Below are 20836 nucleotides of genomic sequence, written 5' to 3'. Positions count from 1 at the left end.
GCTGGCCCTTTTACCGACAACCACTTTGATTTTTGTCAGTGTCCGGTCAAATCGTCGCTTGATTCACCAGCAGACCGGCCCACATGGCAGCGGTCAGCAGAATCTGGCCGGGTATGACATACGCGGCAAAACGTCGTCCGCCACTGATCCAGGCCACCAGGCATTTGCTCAATGCGTTGCTGCTGACCGCCAGCAGCACGGGTGGCGCAATAGCGCTGTAAGCCAACAGACCACCCTTGGCGAGGGTGGCAATCGAAGCCGTGGAAGAATGCGCATCGGCGAATCCGCTGAGTACGGCGGTCAGCATCACGCCCGCCTCGCCAAAGTAGTCGAGCATCAACGAAGACAAGAACGTCACCCCGCCCATGGTCAACGTGACCGCCAGCGCGAGTTTGAGATTGAACGCCCCGCCGACCTTGATCGGCTGGTTCGCAGCGACCGCAGGTTTGGGGAACAGCAAACACATACTGAACAGCAGCGTAACGATAATTCCGGCCAGCAACGGTCCCCACAGGTGCGGCAACAGCGCGGTGTCGACCGCGCCGAGGATCAGCGCGACCTGCGCCGCCGTGGCCAGGTTCGACAGCAGGGCCGCCGAACTCAATACTTTGAGGTGCTCCGGGTCTTTGCGGGCGATGTGCCCCATCGCCGCGATCGTCATGGTGCTGGAGGCGAAACCGGAGGCGATGGCGCTGACCGCATAGCCGTAGCGAACCCCCAACGTGCGCACGGCGATATGCCCGATGGCGCCGACGGCCATCAGCAACACGGTCAATGTGCAAAGGGTGCGCAGGTTTAGCGCCGAGTAGGGGCCGATGAACCGGTCAGGCGTCAGCGGCAACACTACCAGCGCTGCGATCAGCAGCACCAGCCCATCGCGCATCTCCGCTTCGCTCAACTGGCTGCGGGCGAAGTGATGGAGTTTCTGCCGGTAAGCCAACAGCCCCGCCATGACCACGCCAACGGCAATTGCCAATTCCGGCGCTGTACCACACAGCGCGCCCAGTACCAGCACCGTGAGCAAGGCCACTTCGCTGGTTACCCCTGGATCACTGCTCAGGCTGCGCCAATAAGCCACGCTGATCAGCACCGCCAGACAGCCGCCCACAATGCCCACCAGCAGCGCGCCGCCCACTTGCATCGCGACGTAACCCAGCAACGCCGTGATCGCAAATGTGCGCAACCCGGCGCAGGCACGGCTGTCGCCGCGCCCTTTGTGCCGCTCGCGCTCCAGACCGACCAGCATGCCGATCCCCAGCGCCGCGGCGGCTCCGGCCAGACCCAGTGCGTTGGTCATAGCGCGACGGGATCACGGGCGCGCGCGACCTCTGGTCGTGCAACCGGCGCTGTATCGACAATTGTTGGCCACACATGAGGCGCATCGATCCTTGCCTTGAGCTGATCGACAAAAGATTGCGCAGCGACCTTGCTGTCAAACCTGACCACGAACGCATCCATTCGCACGATCCATTGGTCGCCGCTTGGTCCACTGATTTCAATGTTCATCGATCACCTCCAATCGCCGAAGACAATCCGACATGCAGTCACCGTTACATCCCTCGAAGCAGTGTCGTGAGCTCGCCATGAGTGGCCGTCGCCGATGACCTTGAGCGCCTCGGCATCAGGCCAGCATCGCGGTCATCTGCCGGGGGTGGGCGCTGAACCAGACTGCGCCGGGCTACGCGACCGACCCTTGATAATGATCAACAATCCACGCCGCAAACGGTTGGGGGTATCCCTGCGTCAGCGCTGCCGATCCATATCGAAGTCAAATCGAGCCAGATCCACGCTGTCGCGATACTCCGGCACCGACACCGGCCATCCCAGTTCCAGGCTGATGCGGCGGCGCAGCGTGTCGGAAGCGTTTGGTTCACCGTGCACCACGAAGGTGTGTTTCGGCGGCCGCTTGAATCCACGCAACCACTGCATGATTTCATCGGCGTCGGCATGCGCCGACAGGGTTTGCATGGGCACCACCTCGGCGTTGATGGGTACGTCCCTGCCATGGATGCGTACGCTGGGAGCGCCCGCGACAATCTGCGCCCCACGGGTGCCACCGGCCTGAAAGCCCGGCATCAACAATGTGTTGAGCGCGTTGGGAGCCAGCGCCTTGAGATGATGGACAACCCGCCCTCCCGTCGCCATGCCGCTGGCAGCAATGATCACCGCCGGCGTGCGCATTTGATCAAGCTCTCTGGAGTCCTGGACCGTCTGGACAAACTGCGCGACATGGCACATCCCGTCGCAGTCCTGCGCAGACAATTTGTGCTCGCTGCGAAATCGCTGATACAGGCCCGTGACGTCAGTGGCCATGGGGCTGTTCAGGTAGACAGGAAGATCCGGAATCGCTTTTGTGCGTTTCAATTGATACAGGTGATACATCAGCAATTGGGCACGTCCGACTGCGAACGATGGCACCAGCGTGATGCCTCGGCGCAACGCAGTGCGGTTAATGACCTCGGCCAACTGTTGATGGGGTGATTCGGCTGGATGCTTTCGGTCGCCGTACGTTGACTCCACCAGCAGAAAGTCTGCTTGCTCGACCGTTTCCGGGGCGAACATCAAAGGGTCATCCGGTCGCCCAAGATCCCCTGAAAACACCAGGGATTGTCCTTCGGCAACTACCGTGACCGTCGCTGCGCCCAGAATATGCCCGGCGCAGCGCAGTTCGATGGTCATGCCGGGGACAATTTGAAGCTTGTGGTGCAACTCCACCGGCCGCAACAGTTTCAACGCGCGTGCCGCGTCTTGTTCGGTGTAAAGCGGCAGCGCCGGATTGTGCTTGGAGAAACCATGCCGATTGGCGAACTCAGCCTCCTCTTCCTGCAATCGACCGCTGTCCAGCAGCAGGATTTTTACCAGTTCACAGGTCGCTGGCGTGGCGTAGACCGGGCCGCGATAACCATTGCGTACCAATACCGGCAGATAGCCGCTGTGATCGAGATGGGCATGGGTCAGCACAATCGCGTCAAGACCGCCGGGAGGGAGCGGGAACGGGTCGCGGTTGTGCAGTCGCAGTTGCTTGTAGCCCTGGAACAGGCCGCAATCGACCAGCACATGTTGCTCATGATGTTCCAGCAAATACTTGCTGCCCGTCACCGTGCCCGCAGCACCCAGAAATGTGATTCGCATGGCCGTTTCCTTGAACGCTCGGAGGAGCACTATTGAGCGCTCCTTTTGGCTCGGGAGCCGTTGATTTTTATCAACTGCTGACCTGACAACGCTCACTTTCAATCGGAGGGCTGCGGCGACTTGACGATCATCAGACTGCAGGGAGCCTGGTTCAACAGGCTCTCGACGGTACTGCCGATGAGCCGGTGTTTGCCATCGGGATAGAGCATCCCAAGAACCACCATGTCAAAAGCGTGCTGCCGGGCAAACAGCCCGATGACTTTTCGCGGGACGCCGGTCAGCAAGTGTCTGCATGAACTCGGGATGCCATAGCGTTCGGCGAGTGCTTCGAAAGCTTCTTGCTGGGCGTCCTCGATTGCGTCTTTCAGACTGTCGTCCAGGCTGCCTGTCGGCACACTTGCGGTTCCCTCATCCATGACCGCCCAGCAACCGACATTGAGCAGGTGCAGCGCCGCGCCGCAATCGGCCGCCAGCCTGCAAGCAAGGTCAAGTAGCCGGTCGTTCAACCCCCGCGTCAGTGCTTCCAGATGCGACAGATCGACCGCGACAAGGATCTTCATTGGCCTGGCATGCCCGGCGCGAGTCACCAGGTGCAGATGTGCCGGACATTCGCGCAGCAAGCGCCAGTCCAGCGAGCGATGGAAAGCCCGGTCGAGAGCCGGGACGCAATGGGTATCCTTGACGACCAGGTCCGGATGGAAGTCGTTCACGTACTCAAGCACGTGCGCCAGGCACGATCTGGCCCAGACCACTTCAGTGGTCACGTTCAGGCCGATGCATCGTTTGAAGCGGGCCTGCTGCTCCAGCCAGTGCCGATGCACTTGCAGATACCCTTCCCGCGCCCGGGCCATTGCCTCGGGCGCAAACAGTCCGGCCGCTGCCAGCACCGGGACATAATCGAACGCGACGATGTGCAACAGCGCTCCGCCTGCACAAGCCAGCGCACAGGCGCGCTCAAACGCCGGGGTCAGAGTCATTTCACCAGGGGCGATCAATAGAATGCGTTTGAGTTTGAGCACCACGTGCCTCTCCCTGAAACGTTTACCTTGAAGATTGCAAACCTGATTTCCTGAAGAGCGACAGGGGCGTGAGTTTCTCTGCGTGTGACCACAATCAGGAAACGCTGCCGTTCAAGTATCTGGCGGCACACGTCTGAATCACTGATTTTTATCAACTGAATGAGAGACGTCGCCACACTGATTCATGGCTGGTTTCTGATGCACGTGAATGTCTGACAGCCCGGATCCATTCGTCGTTTGACGACGTTTTTTCCGTGCCAATGGCGACCCGAGAACTATGCTGAACAGGCTGAAAGTGAGGGCTTTTCGGTGGCAGAAACTCGCTCTTGTCGCAATCAACAACTCAAAACGGCGTGCTCCAGTTGCAGCGTGCTGGAGTTGTGTCTGCCGCTCGGTTTGAGCGGTGGGGAAATCGAGCGCCTGGACACGCTGATCACCCAGCGACTGAAGGTCAAGAAAGGCGCTGCGCTCTACCGTGCCGGTGACCCTTTACGCTCGCTCTATGCCGTGCGGCTGGGGTCGTTCAAGACCAGCGTGCTGTCGATCGACGGTCGCGAGCAAGTCACCGGATTCCAGATTGCCGGTGAAATGCTCGGTCTGGACGCCATCAGTTCGGACCTGCACACCTGCGATGCGGTCGCGCTGGAAGACAGCGAAGTCTGCCCCATCCATTTCGGTCATCTGGAAAAACTGAGCCGGGAGCTGCCGTCACTGCAGCACAACCTGAACAAAATCCTCAGCCGGGAAATCGTTCGCGATCACGACATGCTGATGATGCTGGGCAACATGAATTCGGATGAACGCCTCGCGGCGTTCCTGTTGAACCTGTCGCAACGCTTGAACTCCCGGGGTTATTCGTCCCGCTGCTTTGTGTTGAAGATGCGTCGGGAGGAGATCGGCTCCTACCTGGGCCTGCGCCTGGAAACCGTCTGTCGCGGCATCGCCCACCTGCGCGACCTGGAGCTGGTGGAAATCACCGGCCGCGACGTCACCATTCAGAACATGGACGGGCTCAAGCAGTTGGTCGCCGGCTGCCATCGTCACCTGCCGTGAGTTGGCCGACGGGCTGGCCACACCGTCACCTTCACGGTGTAATCGCCACTTTCATCACCCCGTCACGCTGGTGCGCAAACAAGTCATAGGCCGCTTCGATGTCATCCAGTTTGAATCGGTGAGTCACCAGCGGTGACAGGTCAACCCTGCCGTTCTGCACAACTGCCATCAAACGCCGCATACGTTCTTTTCCGCCGGGGCACAGGGTGGTAACGATGCTGTAATCGCCCAACCCTGCGGCAAAGGCGTCGAGCGGTATGTGCAGATTGCTCGAGTAAACGCCCAGGCTCGACAATCGACCGCCCGGACGCAGCACGCGCAACGCCGATTCAAAGGTGCCTTGCGTGCCCAGTGCCTCGATCGCGACATCGACGCCGCGCCCGTCGGTCAGGGCCATGATCTGCTCGACCACATCGCCCTCCCGGAAATTGACGACATGGGTTGCTCCCAGACGATGCGCCACCGTCATGCGCTCGGCCACTGCATCGACACCGATGATCGTGCTGGCGCCCTTGAGCCGGGCACCGGCCACCGCACACAGGCCGATGGGCCCCAGGGCAAACACCGCGACGGTGTCGCCGATGCTCACCTCACCCCGTTCGGCACCTGAGAAACCGGTGGACATGATGTCCGGACACATGAGTACCTGCTCATCACTGAGGCCATCGGGAATCGGGCAAAGATTGGCCAAGGCATCGGGCACCAGTACGTACTCGGCCTGGCAGCCATCGATGGTATTGCCGAATTTCCACCCGCCGATGGCCCGGAAACCATGGCGAGTGTCCGGCCCGTCCTGAGAACCACAACCACACAGGCACGCATAACTTTGACCGCTGGGGGTGATGGCGCCGGCAATCACGCGCTGCCCTTCTGCGAATCCGCGCACCTGCGAACCCAGACGCTCAATGATGCCCACTGGCTCGTGACCGACCGTCAGCCCTTTCGCCACCGGGTACTCGCCCCGCAGGATATGTACATCCGTACCGCAAATGGTCGTGGTGGTTATTCGGACCAGAGCGTCCAGCGGGCCGACTTCGGGGATCGGTTTTTCATCCAGCACGATGCGATTGTTTTCGACAAAAATGGCGGCTTTCATGGTGGCCATGAGCATTCTCCTGAGCGATCCGACTCTTGGCCCAGCCTGCGCCGCACTCCCTGAGCGGCACTTGATAATGATCAACAATCGACGACATCCACGACGATTGACCATCCGTCTGTCGTGTTCTGCCGGCCACCCATTGTTTGACAAAGATCAAACGCCCAACTCAGGCACGGCGCAGCCTGTGACCATCGGTTCAAAGCGTCCTGCCAAAGGAGAGTCGTCATGTCAGAGCAATCGCGTTACATGCTGGTCGCCCCACCCCTGATGGAAAACAACCCGGCTTTCGAGCGTGCGGCGGCACTGGCCAAAGCGGCGGGCGCGGCCCTGCACATCGTGGCTTTCGATTACCTCGAAGGTCTGGCGACCGCCAGCATGGTCAACGAGCAAGCACTGGAGCAGATGCGGATCGGCTATATCGAGCGTCATCGTCAGTGGCTCGAAGAGCGGGCGCACTCGATGCGCAAGCTCGGGGTCACCGTCACCACGGAAGTGGTATGGGTGGAACGGCCGTTACAGGAAATCCTCATTCATCTCAGGGAACAGCCCATGGCGGCGCTGATCAAGGCGCTGGAGCCAGAATCGTTCCTTTCACGTTTGATGTTCACCCCGCTGGATATTCACTTGCTGCGCGAATGCCCGGTGCCGCTGCATTTCGTCAGCCATGTCGGGCATGCCCTGCCGCGCAAGATCCTGGCCGCCGTAGATCCGTTCCACCGTGACGGGCAATACGCCGGTTTCAACGACCGGATCCTGCGCGAGGCTGCCAGACTGGCCAGCCTGTGCAATGCCGAACTCGACGTGCTGTATGCCCATGATCTGTCTTCGATCAGCGCCAATGAATTCGGCTTCGACAATGCCTCGGCATTCTTCTCCTCCAGCGCCGCCAAATCGCTGTTCGATGCGCAGGCCGCTGCGTTTCGCGAACTCGCCGAGCGCAACGGCATTCCAGACGAGCGTCAGCACATGGTCATGGGTAACCCGGCCAAGGTGCTCTGCAGTTACGCAAGCGGATATGACATCGACATGATCGTCATGGGACGTGTCGGCCATCACGGCGTAGATCGGCTGGTCGGCAGTACGGTCGAACACCTGCTGTACAAGATTCCGTGCAGCGTTTGGGTCGTAGCGCCCGAACATCTGGCCGACTGAGCAGGCTTGCGCCTCAGGAGCGAGTGCGTCCTCCCAGCATGCGGTCAAGGGTGTCGTCACCCACCCAGTAGTGGTGGAACAGTCCGGCGGCCGCATGCAGACCGATCAACCAGTAACCGGCATTGCCGATCAGCTCATGCCAGTGCTTGAGTTGCTTGGCCAGGTCGGTATCCACCGCCAGCGGCGACGGCAGATGAAAGCCGAAATACGGGAAAGGTTTGTCACCGGTTGCCAGCATCAGCCAGGCCAACACCGGCGTGGCGATCATCAGCCCGTACAGGGCCAGGTGCATCAAGTGCGCGATTGCGGTCTGCCAGGCGGGAGGTTTCGGGGTGATTGGCGGACGCGGCGTCAGGCGCCCGAGCAGGCGTACCCACACCAGAACAAAGATGCTCGCGCCGAACACCCCGTGCAGGCCCATTAACAGGCCCCGCGCTTCGCTGCCTCGGGGCATGAACCCCTTGATTTCAACGCAGGCATATACGCCGACGAACAGCGCCAGCATCAGCCAGTGCAAGGTGATCGACAGTTTTCCATAACGGTTTGCGGGCATGTCGCGGGTCATAGGTGCCTCGTGATTGTTGTGAGCGACGGCCGATTCGTTCGGCCGTCTCGATCGGTTTTTGCCGGGCGAGCCGACGGCGTCACCCTGCCCTGACAGTCTTAAGACAATCTGAAGATCGGTCGTTCGTTAACTTTTTTCACCTTCAGACTTCGTTAAGAAATGGCCCGGATACTCCACTCAAACCTATTGAGGGAGGCGTTCAGCCCATGCCCGATTCTGACTGGAACATTCCCTTGCCCCTGCGTTTTGGCCACAGCGAAACACCGCAGATGCAACTGTCTAGCGCCCAGCCGGGCGACGCTCACCGGACGGCGTTCGAAGCGTTCATTCAACAACGCTTTCGCAAGGCCCACGGCGCCGATATCCGCCATTTCATGCCTGAACTGTTTGGTGTGCACAACGACTCCGGCGACTTGTGCGCGGTGGCCGGGGTACGTCGTGCGCACCTTGAACCGTTGTTTCTTGAACGCTACCTGGACGAGCCGATCGAGCCGTTGATCAGCGCAGCCGCCGACCGTCCGGTGGAGCGCAGCGGGATTGTCGAAGTCGGCAACCTTGCCGCCAGCGACACTGGCAGCGCACGCCTGAGCATCATTGCCATCACTTACGTGCTGGCCATGGGCGGCCTGGAATGGGTGACCTTCACCGGCAATATCGGACTGGTCAACAGCTTCCATCGCCTGGGGCTGAAACCGGTGACCCTGTGCGCCGCCGACCCGGAACGCCTGGGCGATGACCGTCACCACTGGGGCAGTTACTACGAAAGCAAACCCTGGGTGCATGTCGGCAATATCCGCGCCGGCTTCATCCATCTGCGCAATATCGGCCTGTTCAGCCGGCTGGGATTGCCGACGTCTATCGAAGGAGCCTGCCATGTCGCTTGAACGGCAACGATTCCAGGAAACCCTGCGCAGCCATGCAGGGCGCAATGACAACGCTCTGGCATTGTGGGGCGACACGCTGAAAATCAGCTACACGACGCTCTACGCCGAAGTAATGTACCGCCAGCAACGCTTGCGCGATGAAAACGTGAAGGTTATTGCCCTGGCACTGGACAACGGCGTCGAAGCCATACTCTGGGATCTGGCGGCGTTGTTTGAAGGACTGGCCTGCGTGACCCTGCCGCCGTTCTTCAGTCCGGCACAACGCGCCCATTGCCTGGAACAAAGCCAGGCCGAGCGGGTGATCGCCGAACCGGAGCTGGAACCTGAATTACTCGCCGCCGGTTATGAAAAACGCGGTGAATTCTGGTGCCGCGCCTTTGAAGGGCCCGACCGCTTGCCCGCCGGCACCGCCAAACTGACGTTCACCTCCGGCACCACCGGCACACCGAAAGGCGTGTGCCTGAGCGCCGACAGTCTGCTGCGGGTCGCTCGGGAACTGGAAGAGGCAAGCAAAGCGACAGTTCCCCAACATCACGTGGCGTTGCTGCCACTGGCGATCCTGCTGGAAAACCTCGGCTGTTACGCGGCGCTGTACGCCGGTGCGGCCCTGAGCGTGCCGAGCCAGAAAACCCTGGGCATCCAGGGCGCCAGCGGCGTCGACCTGCCGCGCTTGCTTGGATGTTTGGCCAGCCGGGCACCCGAGAGCCTGATTCTGGTGCCGCAATTGCTGTTGTTGCTGGTCAGCGCCGCCGAACAGAAAGCCTTCGATCCGCAATCGCTGCGTTTTGCCGCCGTCGGTGGCGCACGGGTTTCCGAAGACCTGCTCCACCGTGCGCAACGAGTCGGCCTGCCGGTCTACGAAGGTTATGGCCTGTCCGAGTGCGCTTCGGTGGTCTGTCTCAACCGGCCCGGTGCGCGGCGTCCGGGCAGTGTCGGGCAGCCTCTGCCCCACGTCGACGTGCGCCTGGCCGAGGACGGAGAGGTGTTGATCAAAGGCTCGACCCTGCTCGGCTACCTTGGCGAACCGGCGTTCAGTGATGAGTGGTGGCCCAGCGGCGATCTGGGCAAGTTCGACCCGGAAGGTTTCCTCTACCTCAAGGGCCGCAAGAAGCATCAGTTCGTCACCAGCTTCGGACGCAACGTCAACCCGGAATGGGTCGAGTCCGAACTGACCCAGCGCCAGCACATTGCCCAGGCCTTTGTGTATGGCGAGGCCATGCCACACAACCATGCCCTGCTCTGGCCGCACCGTCCGGACTGCACCGATGCACAGTTGGCGGCTGCCGTCGCCGCTGCCAACGAGGCCTTGCCTGATTACGCCCAGGTGCATCACTGGACACGTCTGCAACAACCTTTTACCGCCGCCAACGGCCTGCTCACCGCCAACGGTCGTCCGCGCCGCGATGCCATCGTCGCGCAATACCGCACCGTGCTCACCGAATCCGTCCTTTGCGAGGAAAACGCACCATGAGTTTTTTCGACACCCTGCAAGAAGCCACACAGCAGGAACGCCACGAGCTGTTCAACCTGCCGATCATCCTTGATGCGCTGCAAGGCAAGGTCAGCCTTGAAAGCTATCGCGCGTTTCTCGCCCAGGCCTACTACCACGTTCGTCACACCGTACCGTTGATGATGGCCTGCGGCGCGCGCCTGCCGACGCATCTGGAATGGTTGCGCAAAGCCGTTTGCGAATACATCGAGGATGAATACGGCCATGAGCAATGGGTGCTCAACGACATCGAGGCCTGTGGCGGTGACCGGAACGCGGTGCGTGACGGCCAGCCGTCGCTGCCGATCGAGCTGATGGTCAGTTTTCTCTACGACCTGATCGCCCGAGGCAACCCGGTGGGTCTGTTCGGCATGGTCAATGTGCTTGAGGGCACCAGCATCGCCCTGGCCACCCATGCGGCGGGCAGCATCCGCGAGCGTCTGGCGCTGCCGGAAACAGCGTTCAGTTACCTCAGCTCCCATGGCTCGCTCGACATCGAGCACATGCAAACCTATCGGCACCTGATGAATCAGCTGCAAGACCCGGCCGACCAGGCGGCGGTGATCCATGCCTCGAAAGTCGTCTATCGGCTCTACACCGACATGTTCCGTGGCCTGCCCCGCGACGCGGAGGCTCAACATGCAGCTGCATGAAGCCCGCGTGGTGCTCACCGGTGCCAGTGGCGGCATCGGGCTGGCCATCACCCAAGCCCTGTGCAGCGCCGGAGCCAAGGTTCTGGCCGTGGCGCGTCACCAGGAATCATTGCGCCCGTTGCTCGAACGTTACCCGCAAAACCTGCGCTGGGTTGCCGCCGACCTGACGGTTCTCAGCGACCGCCGCAACGTGCTGGCCGCCGCCGAGGACATCGGCGGTATCAACCTGCTGATCAACGCGGCCGGGATCAACCACTTCGCCATGCTGGAACAGCTCGACGACAGCGACATCAACGCCATGCTGGCGGTGAACATCAGTGCGCCGATCTGCCTGACCAAACTGCTGCTGCCGCTGCTCAAACAGGCCGACAGTGCCATGGTGGTCAACGTCGGCTCGACCTACGGTTCGATCGGTTATCCCGGTTACGCCAGCTATTGCGCGTCCAAGTTTGCCTTGCGCGGATTTTCCGAAGCCTTGCGCCGGGAGTTGGCGGATACCCGGGTCGGTGTGTTGTACGTGGCGCCCCGCGCCACGCGCACCGCCATGAACAGCCCCGCCGCCCAAGCCTTGAACGACGCACTGAAATCCAGCGTCGACGACCCGCAAGCCGTCGCGAATGCCGTGATCCATGCGATCGCCGGTGATCGCCGTGACCTCTATCTGGGCTGGCCCGAGCGCTTTTTCGTACGCCTCAACAGCCTGCTGCCCAATCTGGTGGATCGCGGCTTGCGCAAGCAATTGCCGTTGATCCGTCGCCTGAGTGAAAAACCCGAGAACGAGACGCCAAAACCATGAAAAAACTTCTCGCCTGTGTGTTGTTGGGCGCCCTCAGTCAAAGTGTCTGGGCACTGGACGCCGCCGATCAGCAACGCCTCAACGGCATCCAGCAGAGCTGGGCGCACATCCAATACGAAACACCGGAAAAACAACGGGCCGCCGCGTTTGAACAATTGGCCGTCCAGGCAACGCATTTCGCCACCGAACGTCCGGCCGTCGCCGAGGCCTGGATCTGGAAAGGCATCGTCACCAGCAGTTGGGCCGGTGCCGAGGGCGGACTGGGGGCTTTGGGTAAAGCGAAGGACGCCAAGGCTGATCTGGAAAAATCCCTGACCCTCGACCCCAAAGCGCTGCAAGGTTCGGCCTACACCAGCCTCGCCGCGCTGTACGACCGGGTGCCGGGCTGGCCAATCGGGTTCGGCGACAGCGACAAGGCCGAACAGCTGCTCAAACAGGCCCTGCAACTCAACCCCGAGGGGATCGACAGTCTGTACTTCTGGGGCGATCACCTTTACCGTCAAAAACGCTACGCTGAAGCCAAGGCAGCACTGCTCAAGGCCCAGCAGGCCGCTCCGCGCCCGGGCCGGGAAAGTGCAGACGCCGGGCGCCGCAAAGAGATCGCCGCGTTGCTGGTGGACATAAACAAGAAACTCGACTGACAGGAGTCCGTGTGCGTTTATTACTGATCGAGGATGACGTGGCTCTCGGCGAGGGCATTCATCAGGCGCTGGGGCGCGAGGGCTACACCGTCGACTGGCTCAAGGACGGCAGCAGCGCCCTGCACGCCCTGCTCAGCGAAACCTTTGATCTGGCGGTGCTCGATCTCGGCCTGCCGCGCATGGACGGGCTCGAAGTCCTGCGTCGTCTGCGCGCCAGCGGTTCGAACCTGCCGGTGTTGATCCTCACCGCCCGCGATGCCACCGAAGACCGCATCGCGGGGCTGGACGCCGGCGCCGACGATTACCTGATCAAACCCTTCGACCTGGCCGAGCTCAAGGCCCGTCTGCGCGCGCTGCTGCGACGCAGCGCCGGACGCGCGCAGATGCTGATCGAGCACGCCGGCATCAGCCTCAACCCCGGCACCCAGCAAGTCAGTTATCTGGGCCAGCCGGTGGTGCTCACGCCCAAGGAGTATCAACTGCTGCACGAACTGCTGTCGCCGCCGGGCCGGGTCATGACCCGCGATCACCTGACACAACTGCTCTACGGCTGGAACGAAGAAGCCGAAAGCAACACCCTTGAAGTGCACATTCATCACCTGCGCAAGAAATTCTCCACCGACCTGATTCGCACCATCCGCGGTGTGGGTTATCTGGTGGAGGAGCGTCGATGACCTCGATCCGGCGCCGCACCCTGACCCTGATCATCGGCCTGATGCTCGCCGGTCTGACCGTCCTCAGCCTGTTCAACCTGCACGACAGCAACCACGAGATCGCCGAGGTCTACGACGCTCAACTGGCGCAGAACGCACGCCTGCTCCAAGGCGTGATGCGCATGCCGTTGCCGGGGCAGGAACACACGGATCTTTATCGGGCGTTCAACTCGGCATTGGCCGAAGCAGTGCCCAAGGGTGACGGCCATCCCTACGAAAGAAAACTCGCCTTTCAGGTCTGGAATGCCAGGGGTGAGGTCCTGGTGCATACCGCCAGCGCGCCCTCGTTCAGCACGCCGCCGATGCAGCCTGGCTTCAGCGATGTGGTGGATTTGAACAAGCGCCACTGGCGGGCGTTTGTTCTGCAAGACAATCAGAACGGTTTGCGCATCTGGGTAGGTGAGCGTGGTGACGTGCGGGCCGATCTGGTTGACCGGATCGTTCGTCATACCCTGTGGCCGAACGTGATCGGCAGCCTGATCCTTGCGGCGATGATCTGGCTGGCCATCGGCTGGGGTCTCAAGCCATTGGCGAACATGGCGGCGACCCTGCGCGCCCGGCACAGCGGCTCCCTCGACCCCCTGCAATTGACACCCCTGCCGAGCGAGCTGGAACCGATGCAGGCCGCGCTCAACCGCATGCTCGCGCAGATTCAGGAAGTGCTGGGGCGTGAACGCCGGTTCATCGCCGACGCCGCCCACGAAATGCGCACGCCGCTGGCGGTGCTGCGGGTGCATGCACAGAACCTGCTGGAGGCCGGTACCGAGCAGGAACGCCGCGAATCACTCGAATTTCTGATCGCCGGGGTGGATCGCACCAGCCGACTGGTCAATCAGTTGCTGACCATGGCCCGTCTCGAGCCCAAGGCCGGCGCCCCTGTCAAACAACGCATCGACCTTGGCGATACCGTGCGCAACAGTCTGGTGCAGCTCACGCCGTGGCTGCTGAGCAAGCATCTGGAACTGGCTTTTGATGTCAGCGACCAACCTTTTCCCGCACATGCCGATGCCGCCACCATCGACATTGCCCTGAACAACCTCATCACCAACGCCGCCAACTTTTCGCCGGAGCAAGGCGTGATCAGCGTGCAATTGACCCCCGCGGACGGCTTCTACCATTTGAGCGTTGAAGATCAGGGGCCGGGAATCGATGAAGCGGACCGGTCGCGACTGTTCGAACGATTCTACAGTCGGGGCAACCCCCAGGGTGCGGGGCTGGGACTGACCATCGTCCATACCATCGCGACCCGTCTGGGTGGGCGGATCACACTGGAAAACCGGGTCGAGGGCGGCCTGCGGGCGACGTTGTCGATTCCCGCCGGTTGATCAGGCCTCGCGGCCGTTGAATCATGGCGCTGTCATCGGCGGCGCCTTGCTTTGCAGTGCCATTGAGTCGGCATTGGAGCGCGACATCGTTTCCGGCACCGCCACCCAAAGCAGCCCCAGCGCCGCCATCGCGACCCCCGCCAACGTCAGGAACGCAGCGCTGTATCCCGCCTCCTGAACCACAATCCCCGCCAGGCTGTTACTCAACGCCGCGCCCAGACCAAACACCGTCGAAATCGCCCCCAAGCTGACATTGAAATGCCCGGTGCCCAGCGTCAGGTCTTTCACCACCACCGGAAACAGCGCCCCGAAAATCCCGGCGCCAATGCCATCGAGCAACTGCACCGAAACCAGCCACCACGGATCGTTCGACAGCACATACAACACGCCACGCAGCGGCAGGATAAGGAAGCCCGCCAGCAGCAACGGCTTGCGTCCCCACAGATCGGCTTTCGCCCCCACCAGCAGCGCGATCGGTACCATCACCAGTTGCGCCGCGACGATGCAGGCGGACGTGAGCGGCGTGGCCAGTTGCAGGTTGGCCTGTGCCAGTTTCTGACTCACCAGCGGCAGCATCGCCGCGTTCGCCAGATGAAACAGCGCACAGCAAATCGCGAACATCAACAACGGTCGGTTGGTGAGCAGTACGGAAAAACCCGAAGGCTGCTTGCCCTGCCCCGTTTCGCTTGGCGAAAGACCTCGGGCGAGGTCGTGATCAATGGCGTCTGCCGAAACGAACGAAACGGCAATCACACTGGCCAGCGCCATGACCGCCATCAGATAAAACACCGCGACCGGACCGAACAGGTAAGCGGACAAACCGGCCAACAACGCGGCGCAGGCGTTGCCGGCATGGTTGAAGGTTTCGTTGCGCCCGGTCCTTCGCGTAAACGCTCGAGGCCCCGTGATCCCGAGGGTGATCGCACAAATCGCCGGCGCGAAGATCGAAGCGGCAGCGGCGCTGATCGCCTGCGTCAGCGCCACCAGACTGAACGACGTCACAAACGGCAGCAGCAGACAGCTACCGGTGACCACCAGCGCGGCAATCGCGATCAGCGCCCGTTTGAAGCATGTGCTGTCGACCAGCGCGCCTGCCGGGGTCTGGGTGATGAGCGCGGCGATCCCGGCAATGGTCATGACCAGACCAATGCTTGCCGGCTCCCAGTGGTGGACCGCCAGCAGGTAAATCGCCAGATAGGGACCGAGGCCGTCACGCACATCGGCGAGGAAAAAATTCAGGCTGTCGAGGGACAGGTTATTACGGCGATCGAGATGAGTGGCCACGGGTGTCGTCTTCGTTGTCGAGGTTCTGCGAAATGACTCAACCTCCGCAAACCGAATGACCTTTTGCCAAGCGTTTTAGTTGCATGAAACAGCGGTCGTTACTGCCCCATCAACAACTCGCGCTCGCCTTCGCACAACTCCACCACATAATCCCAAACCACCCGCAACCGCACTGACTTGTGCAACTCGCGCCGGGTACTGATCCAGTAACTGCGCTCGATGCTCTCATCCGGCAACAGCGCCACCAGATCCGGATCCGACGCGGCCATGTAGCAAGGAAGCACCGCAATTCCCAATCCCGAGCGTGCCGCCTGCTGCTGGGCAATCACGCTGGTGCTGTGAAACACCACCCGTGGATTGCGGCAGAAACTGTTGAGGAACATCAGCTCCTGACTGAACAGCAGATCATCGACATAGCCGATCCACGCGTGCCGTCCAAGATCCTCTCGACTGCGCAGCGGCGGCGCGTTGTCGAGATAGGCGCGGCTGGCATAGAGCGCGAGTCGGTAATCGGTGAGTTTGCGGGTGACCAGCATGTCTGCCGCCGGCCGTTCCAGGTGAATGCTGATTTCCGCCTCGCGGTTGAGGATGCTGACGAAGCGCGGCACCGCCACCAGTTCCACTTCCAGCCCCGGATAGCGATCGAACAACCCGATCATGCGACTGGCCAGAAACACAATGCCCAAGCCTTCGGTTACACCGACGCGGATCTTGCCCAGCGGCGCCGTGGACTGGGTGATCTCCTCCTGGGCCAGCAGCGCGACGTTTTCCATGGCTTCGGCATGTTTGAGCAGCGCCTCCCCCGCCGGGGTCATTTCGTAGCCTTGGGCATGCTGGACGAACAGCGCGGTGCCGAGGCTTTTTTCGATGGCCTCGATATGCCGGGCGACGGTGGCGTGCGTGGTGTTCAGGCGGCGGGCGGCAGTCAGCAAACGGCCGCTGCGCTGCAACTCGAGAAAGAACCGCAGGTCGTTCCAGTCGAACATGGCTTGTCCTTGTCGGCTATCGTCAGGGAGCGCTGTTTGAAAACGCACAGCGGCTGCGCAAAAACTAACATTCTTTTGACGAAAGCTAACAACTAGGATGACCGACAACAAAAACAAAAAGCGAGGTCAGGGAATGCAGACTTCCCTCGATGAATTCGATTACATCGTGGTCGGCGCCGGGCCGGCCGGGTGTTTGCTGGCCAATCGTCTGTCGGCGGATCCGCAGCAGCGCGTGCTGTTGCTGGAGGCTGGCGGGCGCGACAACTATCCGTGGATTCACATCCCCGTGGGTTACCTGTTCTGCATCGGCAACCCGCGCACCGACTGGTGCTTCAAGACCGAAGAACAACCAGGCCTCAACGGCCGTGCGCTGAGTTATCCGCGCGGCAAGGTGCTGGGCGGCTGTTCGTCGATCAACGGCATGATCTACATGCGCGGCCAGGCCAACGACTACGACAGCTGGGCTGCCGAAGGCAATCCGGGCTGGGCCTGGAATGACGTGCTGCCGCTGTTCAAGCAGAGCGAAAACCACTTCGCCGGCGCGGCGGACTTTCATGGTGCCCAGGGTGAATGGCGAGTCGAACGCCAGCGCCTGTCGTGGCCGATTCTCGACGCCTTTCGCAGCGCTGCCGAGCAAAGCGGCATCGCCAGCATCGATGACTTCAACCAGGGCGACAACGAGGGTTGCGGCTACTTTCAGGTCAACCAGAAGGCCGGGGTGCGCTGGAATGCGGCGAAGGCGTTTCTGAAGCCGATTCGCGATCGAGCCAATCTCACGGTGCTGACCGAAGTCGAAGTGGATCGCGTTCTGTTCGAAGACGGCCGCGCCTCGAAGGTCAGCGCCCGTTGGCAGGGTCAACAAAAGAGCTTCAAGGCGCGCAAGGAGATCGTGTTATGCGCCGGCTCCGTTGGCTCGCCGAGCATTCTGCAACGCTCCGGAATCGGGCCGCGTCCGCTGCTGGAAAAGCTCGGCATCGGCGTCTCGCATGAGCTGCCGGGCGTCGGCAGCAACCTGCAGGATCACCTGCAATTGCGGCTGATCTACAAACTGGAAAACGCTCGCACCCTCAACCAGATCGCCGGCAGCGTGTGGGGCAAGATGGGCATGGGCCTGCGTTATCTGTACGACCGCAGCGGGCCGTTGTCGATGGCGCCGAGTCAGCTGGGCGCGTTTGCCCGTTCCGGGCCGGAACAGACCTCGGCCAATCTCGAATACCACGTGCAGCCGCTGTCGCTGGAGCGCTTTGGCGAACCGCTGCACAGCTTCCCTGCGTTCACCGCGTCGGTGTGTGATTTGCGACCGCAGAGCCGGGGCCGGGTCGAGATCCGCTCCGCCGATCCGCAAGCAGCCCCGCTGATCCAGCCCAACTACCTCAGCCATCCCGAAGACCTGCGCGTGGCCGCCGACGCGATTCGCCTCACCCGGCGTATCGTCAGCGCTCCCGCCCTGCAAGCCTTCAACCCGGTGGAATACCTGCCCGGCGCGAGCCTGCAAACCGAAGAACAACTGCACGAAGCGGCGGCGAAGATCGGCACGACGATTTTCCATCCGGTCGGCACTTGTCGCATGGGCAACGACGCGGACGCGGTGGTCGACGCTCAGTTGCGCGTGCATGGCGTGCCCGGCCTGCGAATTGCCGACGCGTCGATCATGCCGCGCATTACCTCCGGCAACACTTGTTCGCCTACGCTGATGATTGCTGAAAAAGCGGCACAGCTGATCCTCAACTCTTCACAAGCGACACCGATCCCTGTGGGAGCGGCGGTGCGACGATTCGACTTGCCCGCGAAAGCGGCGGATCATTCAGCAGTGAGTTGAATGGCACACCGCCTTCGGGAGCAAGCTCCACCCCACAAATGACCCGCATCAGATTCACGGACATCGCGCATCACCCGGACACGCAACACCAGTGGAAACAACAAAAACAATCACTGTGAGGGATACCGATATGTCAGAACACGTTCAGCCTCTGGACGCCGTGCGCAGCACGGACGCCAGCCCCGATACCCGAAAGGTCATCTTCGCCTCGTCCCTGGGGACGGTGTTCGAGTGGTATGACTTCTTTCTCTACGGCGCTCTGGCGGCGGTCATCAGCAAGCAGTTCTTCGCCGGGGTCAACGACACCACCGCGTTCATCTTCGCGCTGATGGCGTTCGCCGCAGGCTTCATCGTGCGGCCGTTCGGGGCGCTGGTGTTCGGTCGGTTGGGGGACATGATCGGGCGCAAATACACCTTCCTCGCGACGATCATTCTGATGGGTGTGGCGACGTTCGCGGTGGGCCTGCTACCGACTTACGCCAGCATCGGCATCGCCGCGCCGATCATTCTGGTGGTGCTGCGCATGCTGCAGGGCCTGGCCCTCGGCGGCGAATACGGCGGCGCTGCGACTTACGTGGCAGAGCATGCGCCGATCGGCAAGCGCGGTTTCCACACCAGCTGGATTCAGTCCACCGCAACTCTTGGCTTGCTGCTGTCGCTGCTGGTGGTGCTCGGTTGCCGCTATTTCACTGGCGATCAGTTCGAAGTCTGGGGCTGGCGTATCCCGTTCCTGCTGTCGATCGTGCTGCTGGGCATTTCCACCTGGATTCGCCTGAGCCTGCACGAGTCGCCGGCCTATCTGAAGATGAAAGAGCAAGGCAAGGCCAGCAAGGCGCCGATCCGCGAATCCTTCGGCAAATGGGAAAACCTCAAGGTGGTGCTGATCGCCCTGTTCAGCATCAACGCGGGGCAAGCAGTGACCTTCTATGCCGCGCAGTTCTACGTGCTGTTCTTCCTCACCCAGTTCCTGAAAATGGACCCGGCGGTGGCCAACAGCCTGCTGATCATCAGCGTGGTGATCGGCGCGCCGTTCTTCATCATTTTCGGCTGGCTGTCGGACAAGGTCGGGCGCAAACCGGTGCTGATGCTCGGCCTGCTGCTGGCCACGGCGCTGTACTTCCCGATCTTCAAATCCCTGGCTCACTACGCCAATCCGGCCATCGACCGCGCCAGCCAACAGGCGCCGATCACCGTAGTGGCCGACCCGGCCACCTGCACCTTCCAGTTCGATCCGGTGGGCAAGGCCAAATTCGACAGCCCGTGCGACAAGGTCAAGACCTTCCTGGTCAAGCAAGGCCTGCCCTACTCCAGCGTCGCCGCCCCGGCGGGCAGCACGGTGCAAGTGAGCGTCGGCGATGTGAAACTCGACGGTTTTGACGAGGCGGCACTGCGCGGCGCTATCACCCTCGCCGGCTACCCGCAACAGGCTGACATGCAGCAGATCAACAAACCGATGATCGTGGCCCTGATCGTCGGCCTGATCATTATCTCCGCCATGTGCTACGGCCCGCTCGCGGCGCTGATGGTCGAACTGTTCCCGACCCGCATCCGCTACACCTCGATGTCCCTGCCGTATCACATCGGCAACGGCTGGTTCGGCGGATTCCTGCCGACCGTATCGTTCGCGCTGGTGGTGTACACCGGGGATATCTTCTATGGGCTGTGGTACCCGGTGCTGATTACCGGGGTGAGCCTGGTGGTGGGGATGATCTGTCTGCGTGAGACGAAGAATATCGATCTGGACAAGAACTGATTGATAGACGGGTGGCGGGGGCGCAATGCCCTCGCCACCCTGCGGATTTTCAGACCTCCGCCTCCAGCAATTCAAACTTCACCTGATCGGGATAAAACGCCACGTAGTCCTTGATCTGGCTGACCGAAATCTTCGGATGTTCGTATGTCCACACCGCGTTCGCCCCTTCGTGTCCGGGCACTTGCAGACTGAAATAGTTGGCATCGCCCTTGTACGGGCAGTAGGTGGTGTGGTCGGTGCGGGCGAAGTATTTTTCGTCGATGTCTTCACGCGGGATGTAGTAGACCGGCGGGTAATTGGCTTCGAGCAGCACCAGCGCGCGGGCCGACGCGGCGACCTGGATGCCGTGGAATTTCACAAGGAGGCAGCCTGGCTGCTCGGCAATGGTGATGACGGGACTGGGACCGGAGGTTTTCATCGGGTGCTCCTGACAACGGCTGAGAGACCGGTTCAGGTATAACCCATGCAGCGCG

Annotated in this window: 20 protein-coding genes; 11 read left to right on the top strand and 9 right to left on the bottom strand. The window is 61.5% G+C overall.

All coding sequences use genetic code 11. The features are described from left to right. Positions 1-46 precede the first annotated feature (46 nt). From MKZ87_RS00610 to MKZ87_RS00595, 4 genes are all read right to left on the bottom strand, one after another. Positions 47-1297, bottom strand: a complete 1251-nt coding sequence (locus tag MKZ87_RS00610) for an MgtC/SapB family protein (protein WP_266200063.1) — start codon at positions 1295-1297, stop codon at positions 47-49. Beyond that, positions 1294-1506, bottom strand: coding sequence for a hypothetical protein (locus MKZ87_RS00605; protein WP_085698223.1), 213 nt, complete (start codon positions 1504-1506; stop codon positions 1294-1296). The genes MKZ87_RS00610 and MKZ87_RS00605 overlap by 4 nt, the downstream gene beginning before the upstream one ends. Before the next feature lie 237 nt (positions 1507-1743). Next, on the bottom strand, positions 1744-3132 hold the full coding sequence (locus tag MKZ87_RS00600; protein WP_266200272.1) for an MBL fold metallo-hydrolase RNA specificity domain-containing protein: 1389 nt from the start codon (positions 3130-3132) through the stop codon (positions 1744-1746). Positions 3133-3230: 98 nt separating this feature from the next. Further along, complete coding sequence (locus MKZ87_RS00595; protein WP_266200271.1) at positions 3231-4151, bottom strand: universal stress protein; 921 nt, start codon at positions 4149-4151, stop codon at positions 3231-3233. A 309-nt stretch (positions 4152-4460) separates the two neighbouring features. Between MKZ87_RS00595 and fnr the strand changes: the two genes are divergently transcribed. Further along, the gene (gene fnr, locus MKZ87_RS00590) at positions 4461-5204 is read left to right on the top strand and encodes a fumarate/nitrate reduction transcriptional regulator Fnr (protein ID WP_085687692.1); all 744 of its coding nucleotides are present in this window, start codon (positions 4461-4463) and stop codon (positions 5202-5204) included. Positions 5205-5235: 31 nt separating this feature from the next. Here fnr and MKZ87_RS00585 read toward each other — a convergent pair whose 3' ends face one another. Further along, positions 5236-6309 carry an NAD(P)-dependent alcohol dehydrogenase gene (locus tag MKZ87_RS00585; protein WP_266200062.1) on the bottom strand — a complete coding sequence of 358 codons (1074 nt, stop codon included), beginning with the start codon at positions 6307-6309 and terminating at the stop codon, positions 5236-5238. A 219-nt stretch (positions 6310-6528) separates the two neighbouring features. On the opposite strand from MKZ87_RS00585, the gene MKZ87_RS00580 reads away from it, so the two are divergent. Then, positions 6529-7455, top strand: coding sequence for a universal stress protein (locus MKZ87_RS00580; protein ID WP_085687688.1), 927 nt, complete (start codon positions 6529-6531; stop codon positions 7453-7455). Between the two features lie 13 nt (positions 7456-7468). Here MKZ87_RS00580 and MKZ87_RS00575 read toward each other — a convergent pair whose 3' ends face one another. After that, positions 7469-8020, bottom strand: a complete 552-nt coding sequence (locus MKZ87_RS00575) for a cytochrome b (RefSeq protein ID WP_085698220.1) — start codon at positions 8018-8020, stop codon at positions 7469-7471. A gap of 206 nt (positions 8021-8226) precedes the next feature. On the opposite strand from MKZ87_RS00575, the gene MKZ87_RS00570 reads away from it, so the two are divergent. The 7 genes from MKZ87_RS00570 to MKZ87_RS00540 are packed head-to-tail and all read left to right on the top strand — an operon-like array spanning position 8227 to position 14521. Next, positions 8227-8904: a thermostable hemolysin gene (locus MKZ87_RS00570; RefSeq protein ID WP_085703647.1), complete on the top strand. Its 678-nt coding sequence runs from the start codon at positions 8227-8229 to the stop codon at positions 8902-8904. Continuing rightward, positions 8894-10375, top strand: a complete 1482-nt coding sequence (locus tag MKZ87_RS00565) for an AMP-binding protein (RefSeq protein ID WP_266200061.1) — start codon at positions 8894-8896, stop codon at positions 10373-10375. Before MKZ87_RS00570 ends, MKZ87_RS00565 begins: the two co-directional genes overlap by 11 nt. Then, entirely contained in the window at positions 10372-11046 is a 675-nt protein-coding gene (locus MKZ87_RS00560) for a TenA family transcriptional regulator (RefSeq protein WP_085698217.1), read from the top strand. The genes MKZ87_RS00565 and MKZ87_RS00560 overlap by 4 nt, the downstream gene beginning before the upstream one ends. Beyond that, positions 11033-11842 (top strand): SDR family oxidoreductase, encoded by an 810-nt coding sequence (locus MKZ87_RS00555; protein ID WP_085703649.1) that lies wholly within the window; start codon positions 11033-11035, stop codon positions 11840-11842. The genes MKZ87_RS00560 and MKZ87_RS00555 overlap by 14 nt, the downstream gene beginning before the upstream one ends. Next, positions 11839-12483 carry a tetratricopeptide repeat protein gene (locus MKZ87_RS00550; protein ID WP_085698215.1) on the top strand — a complete coding sequence of 215 codons (645 nt, stop codon included), beginning with the start codon at positions 11839-11841 and terminating at the stop codon, positions 12481-12483. Before MKZ87_RS00555 ends, MKZ87_RS00550 begins: the two co-directional genes overlap by 4 nt. 11 nt (positions 12484-12494) lie before the next feature. Next, entirely contained in the window at positions 12495-13157 is a 663-nt protein-coding gene (locus MKZ87_RS00545) for a response regulator (RefSeq protein ID WP_085687674.1), read from the top strand. Then, on the top strand, positions 13154-14521 hold the full coding sequence (locus MKZ87_RS00540) for a sensor histidine kinase (RefSeq protein ID WP_085703650.1): 1368 nt from the start codon (positions 13154-13156) through the stop codon (positions 14519-14521). The genes MKZ87_RS00545 and MKZ87_RS00540 overlap by 4 nt, the downstream gene beginning before the upstream one ends. Before the next feature lie 21 nt (positions 14522-14542). Here the strand turns inward: MKZ87_RS00540 and MKZ87_RS00535 are convergent, their stop codons facing one another. Beyond that, positions 14543-15805 carry an MFS transporter gene (locus MKZ87_RS00535; protein ID WP_266200060.1) on the bottom strand — a complete coding sequence of 421 codons (1263 nt, stop codon included), beginning with the start codon at positions 15803-15805 and terminating at the stop codon, positions 14543-14545. Between the two features lie 98 nt (positions 15806-15903). Beyond that, a complete protein-coding gene (locus MKZ87_RS00530; protein WP_085698212.1) occupies positions 15904-16791 on the bottom strand; it encodes a LysR family transcriptional regulator in 888 nt (295 codons plus the stop codon). Between the two features lie 133 nt (positions 16792-16924). Here MKZ87_RS00530 and MKZ87_RS00525 point away from each other — a divergent pair, with 133 nt between their 5' ends. Together MKZ87_RS00525 and MKZ87_RS00520 are read left to right on the top strand one after the other, a co-directional pair. Continuing rightward, a complete protein-coding gene (locus tag MKZ87_RS00525) occupies positions 16925-18610 on the top strand; it encodes a GMC family oxidoreductase (RefSeq protein WP_266200059.1) in 1686 nt (561 codons plus the stop codon). Between the two features lie 130 nt (positions 18611-18740). Next, entirely contained in the window at positions 18741-20363 is a 1623-nt protein-coding gene (locus MKZ87_RS00520; RefSeq protein WP_085698211.1) for an MFS transporter, read from the top strand. A gap of 49 nt (positions 20364-20412) precedes the next feature. Here MKZ87_RS00520 and MKZ87_RS00515 read toward each other — a convergent pair whose 3' ends face one another. Next, complete coding sequence (locus MKZ87_RS00515; RefSeq protein WP_085602857.1) at positions 20413-20781, bottom strand: DUF427 domain-containing protein; 369 nt, start codon at positions 20779-20781, stop codon at positions 20413-20415. Between the last annotated feature and the right edge of the window lie 55 nt (positions 20782-20836).

The organism is Pseudomonas sp. MCal1 (assembly GCF_026341415.1).
In the GTDB taxonomy this organism is placed as follows: Bacteria; Pseudomonadota; Gammaproteobacteria; order Pseudomonadales; family Pseudomonadaceae; genus Aquipseudomonas.
The sequence above is the reverse complement of the archived record's forward strand: the minus strand, read 5'-3'. Positions and strand labels throughout refer to the sequence as shown.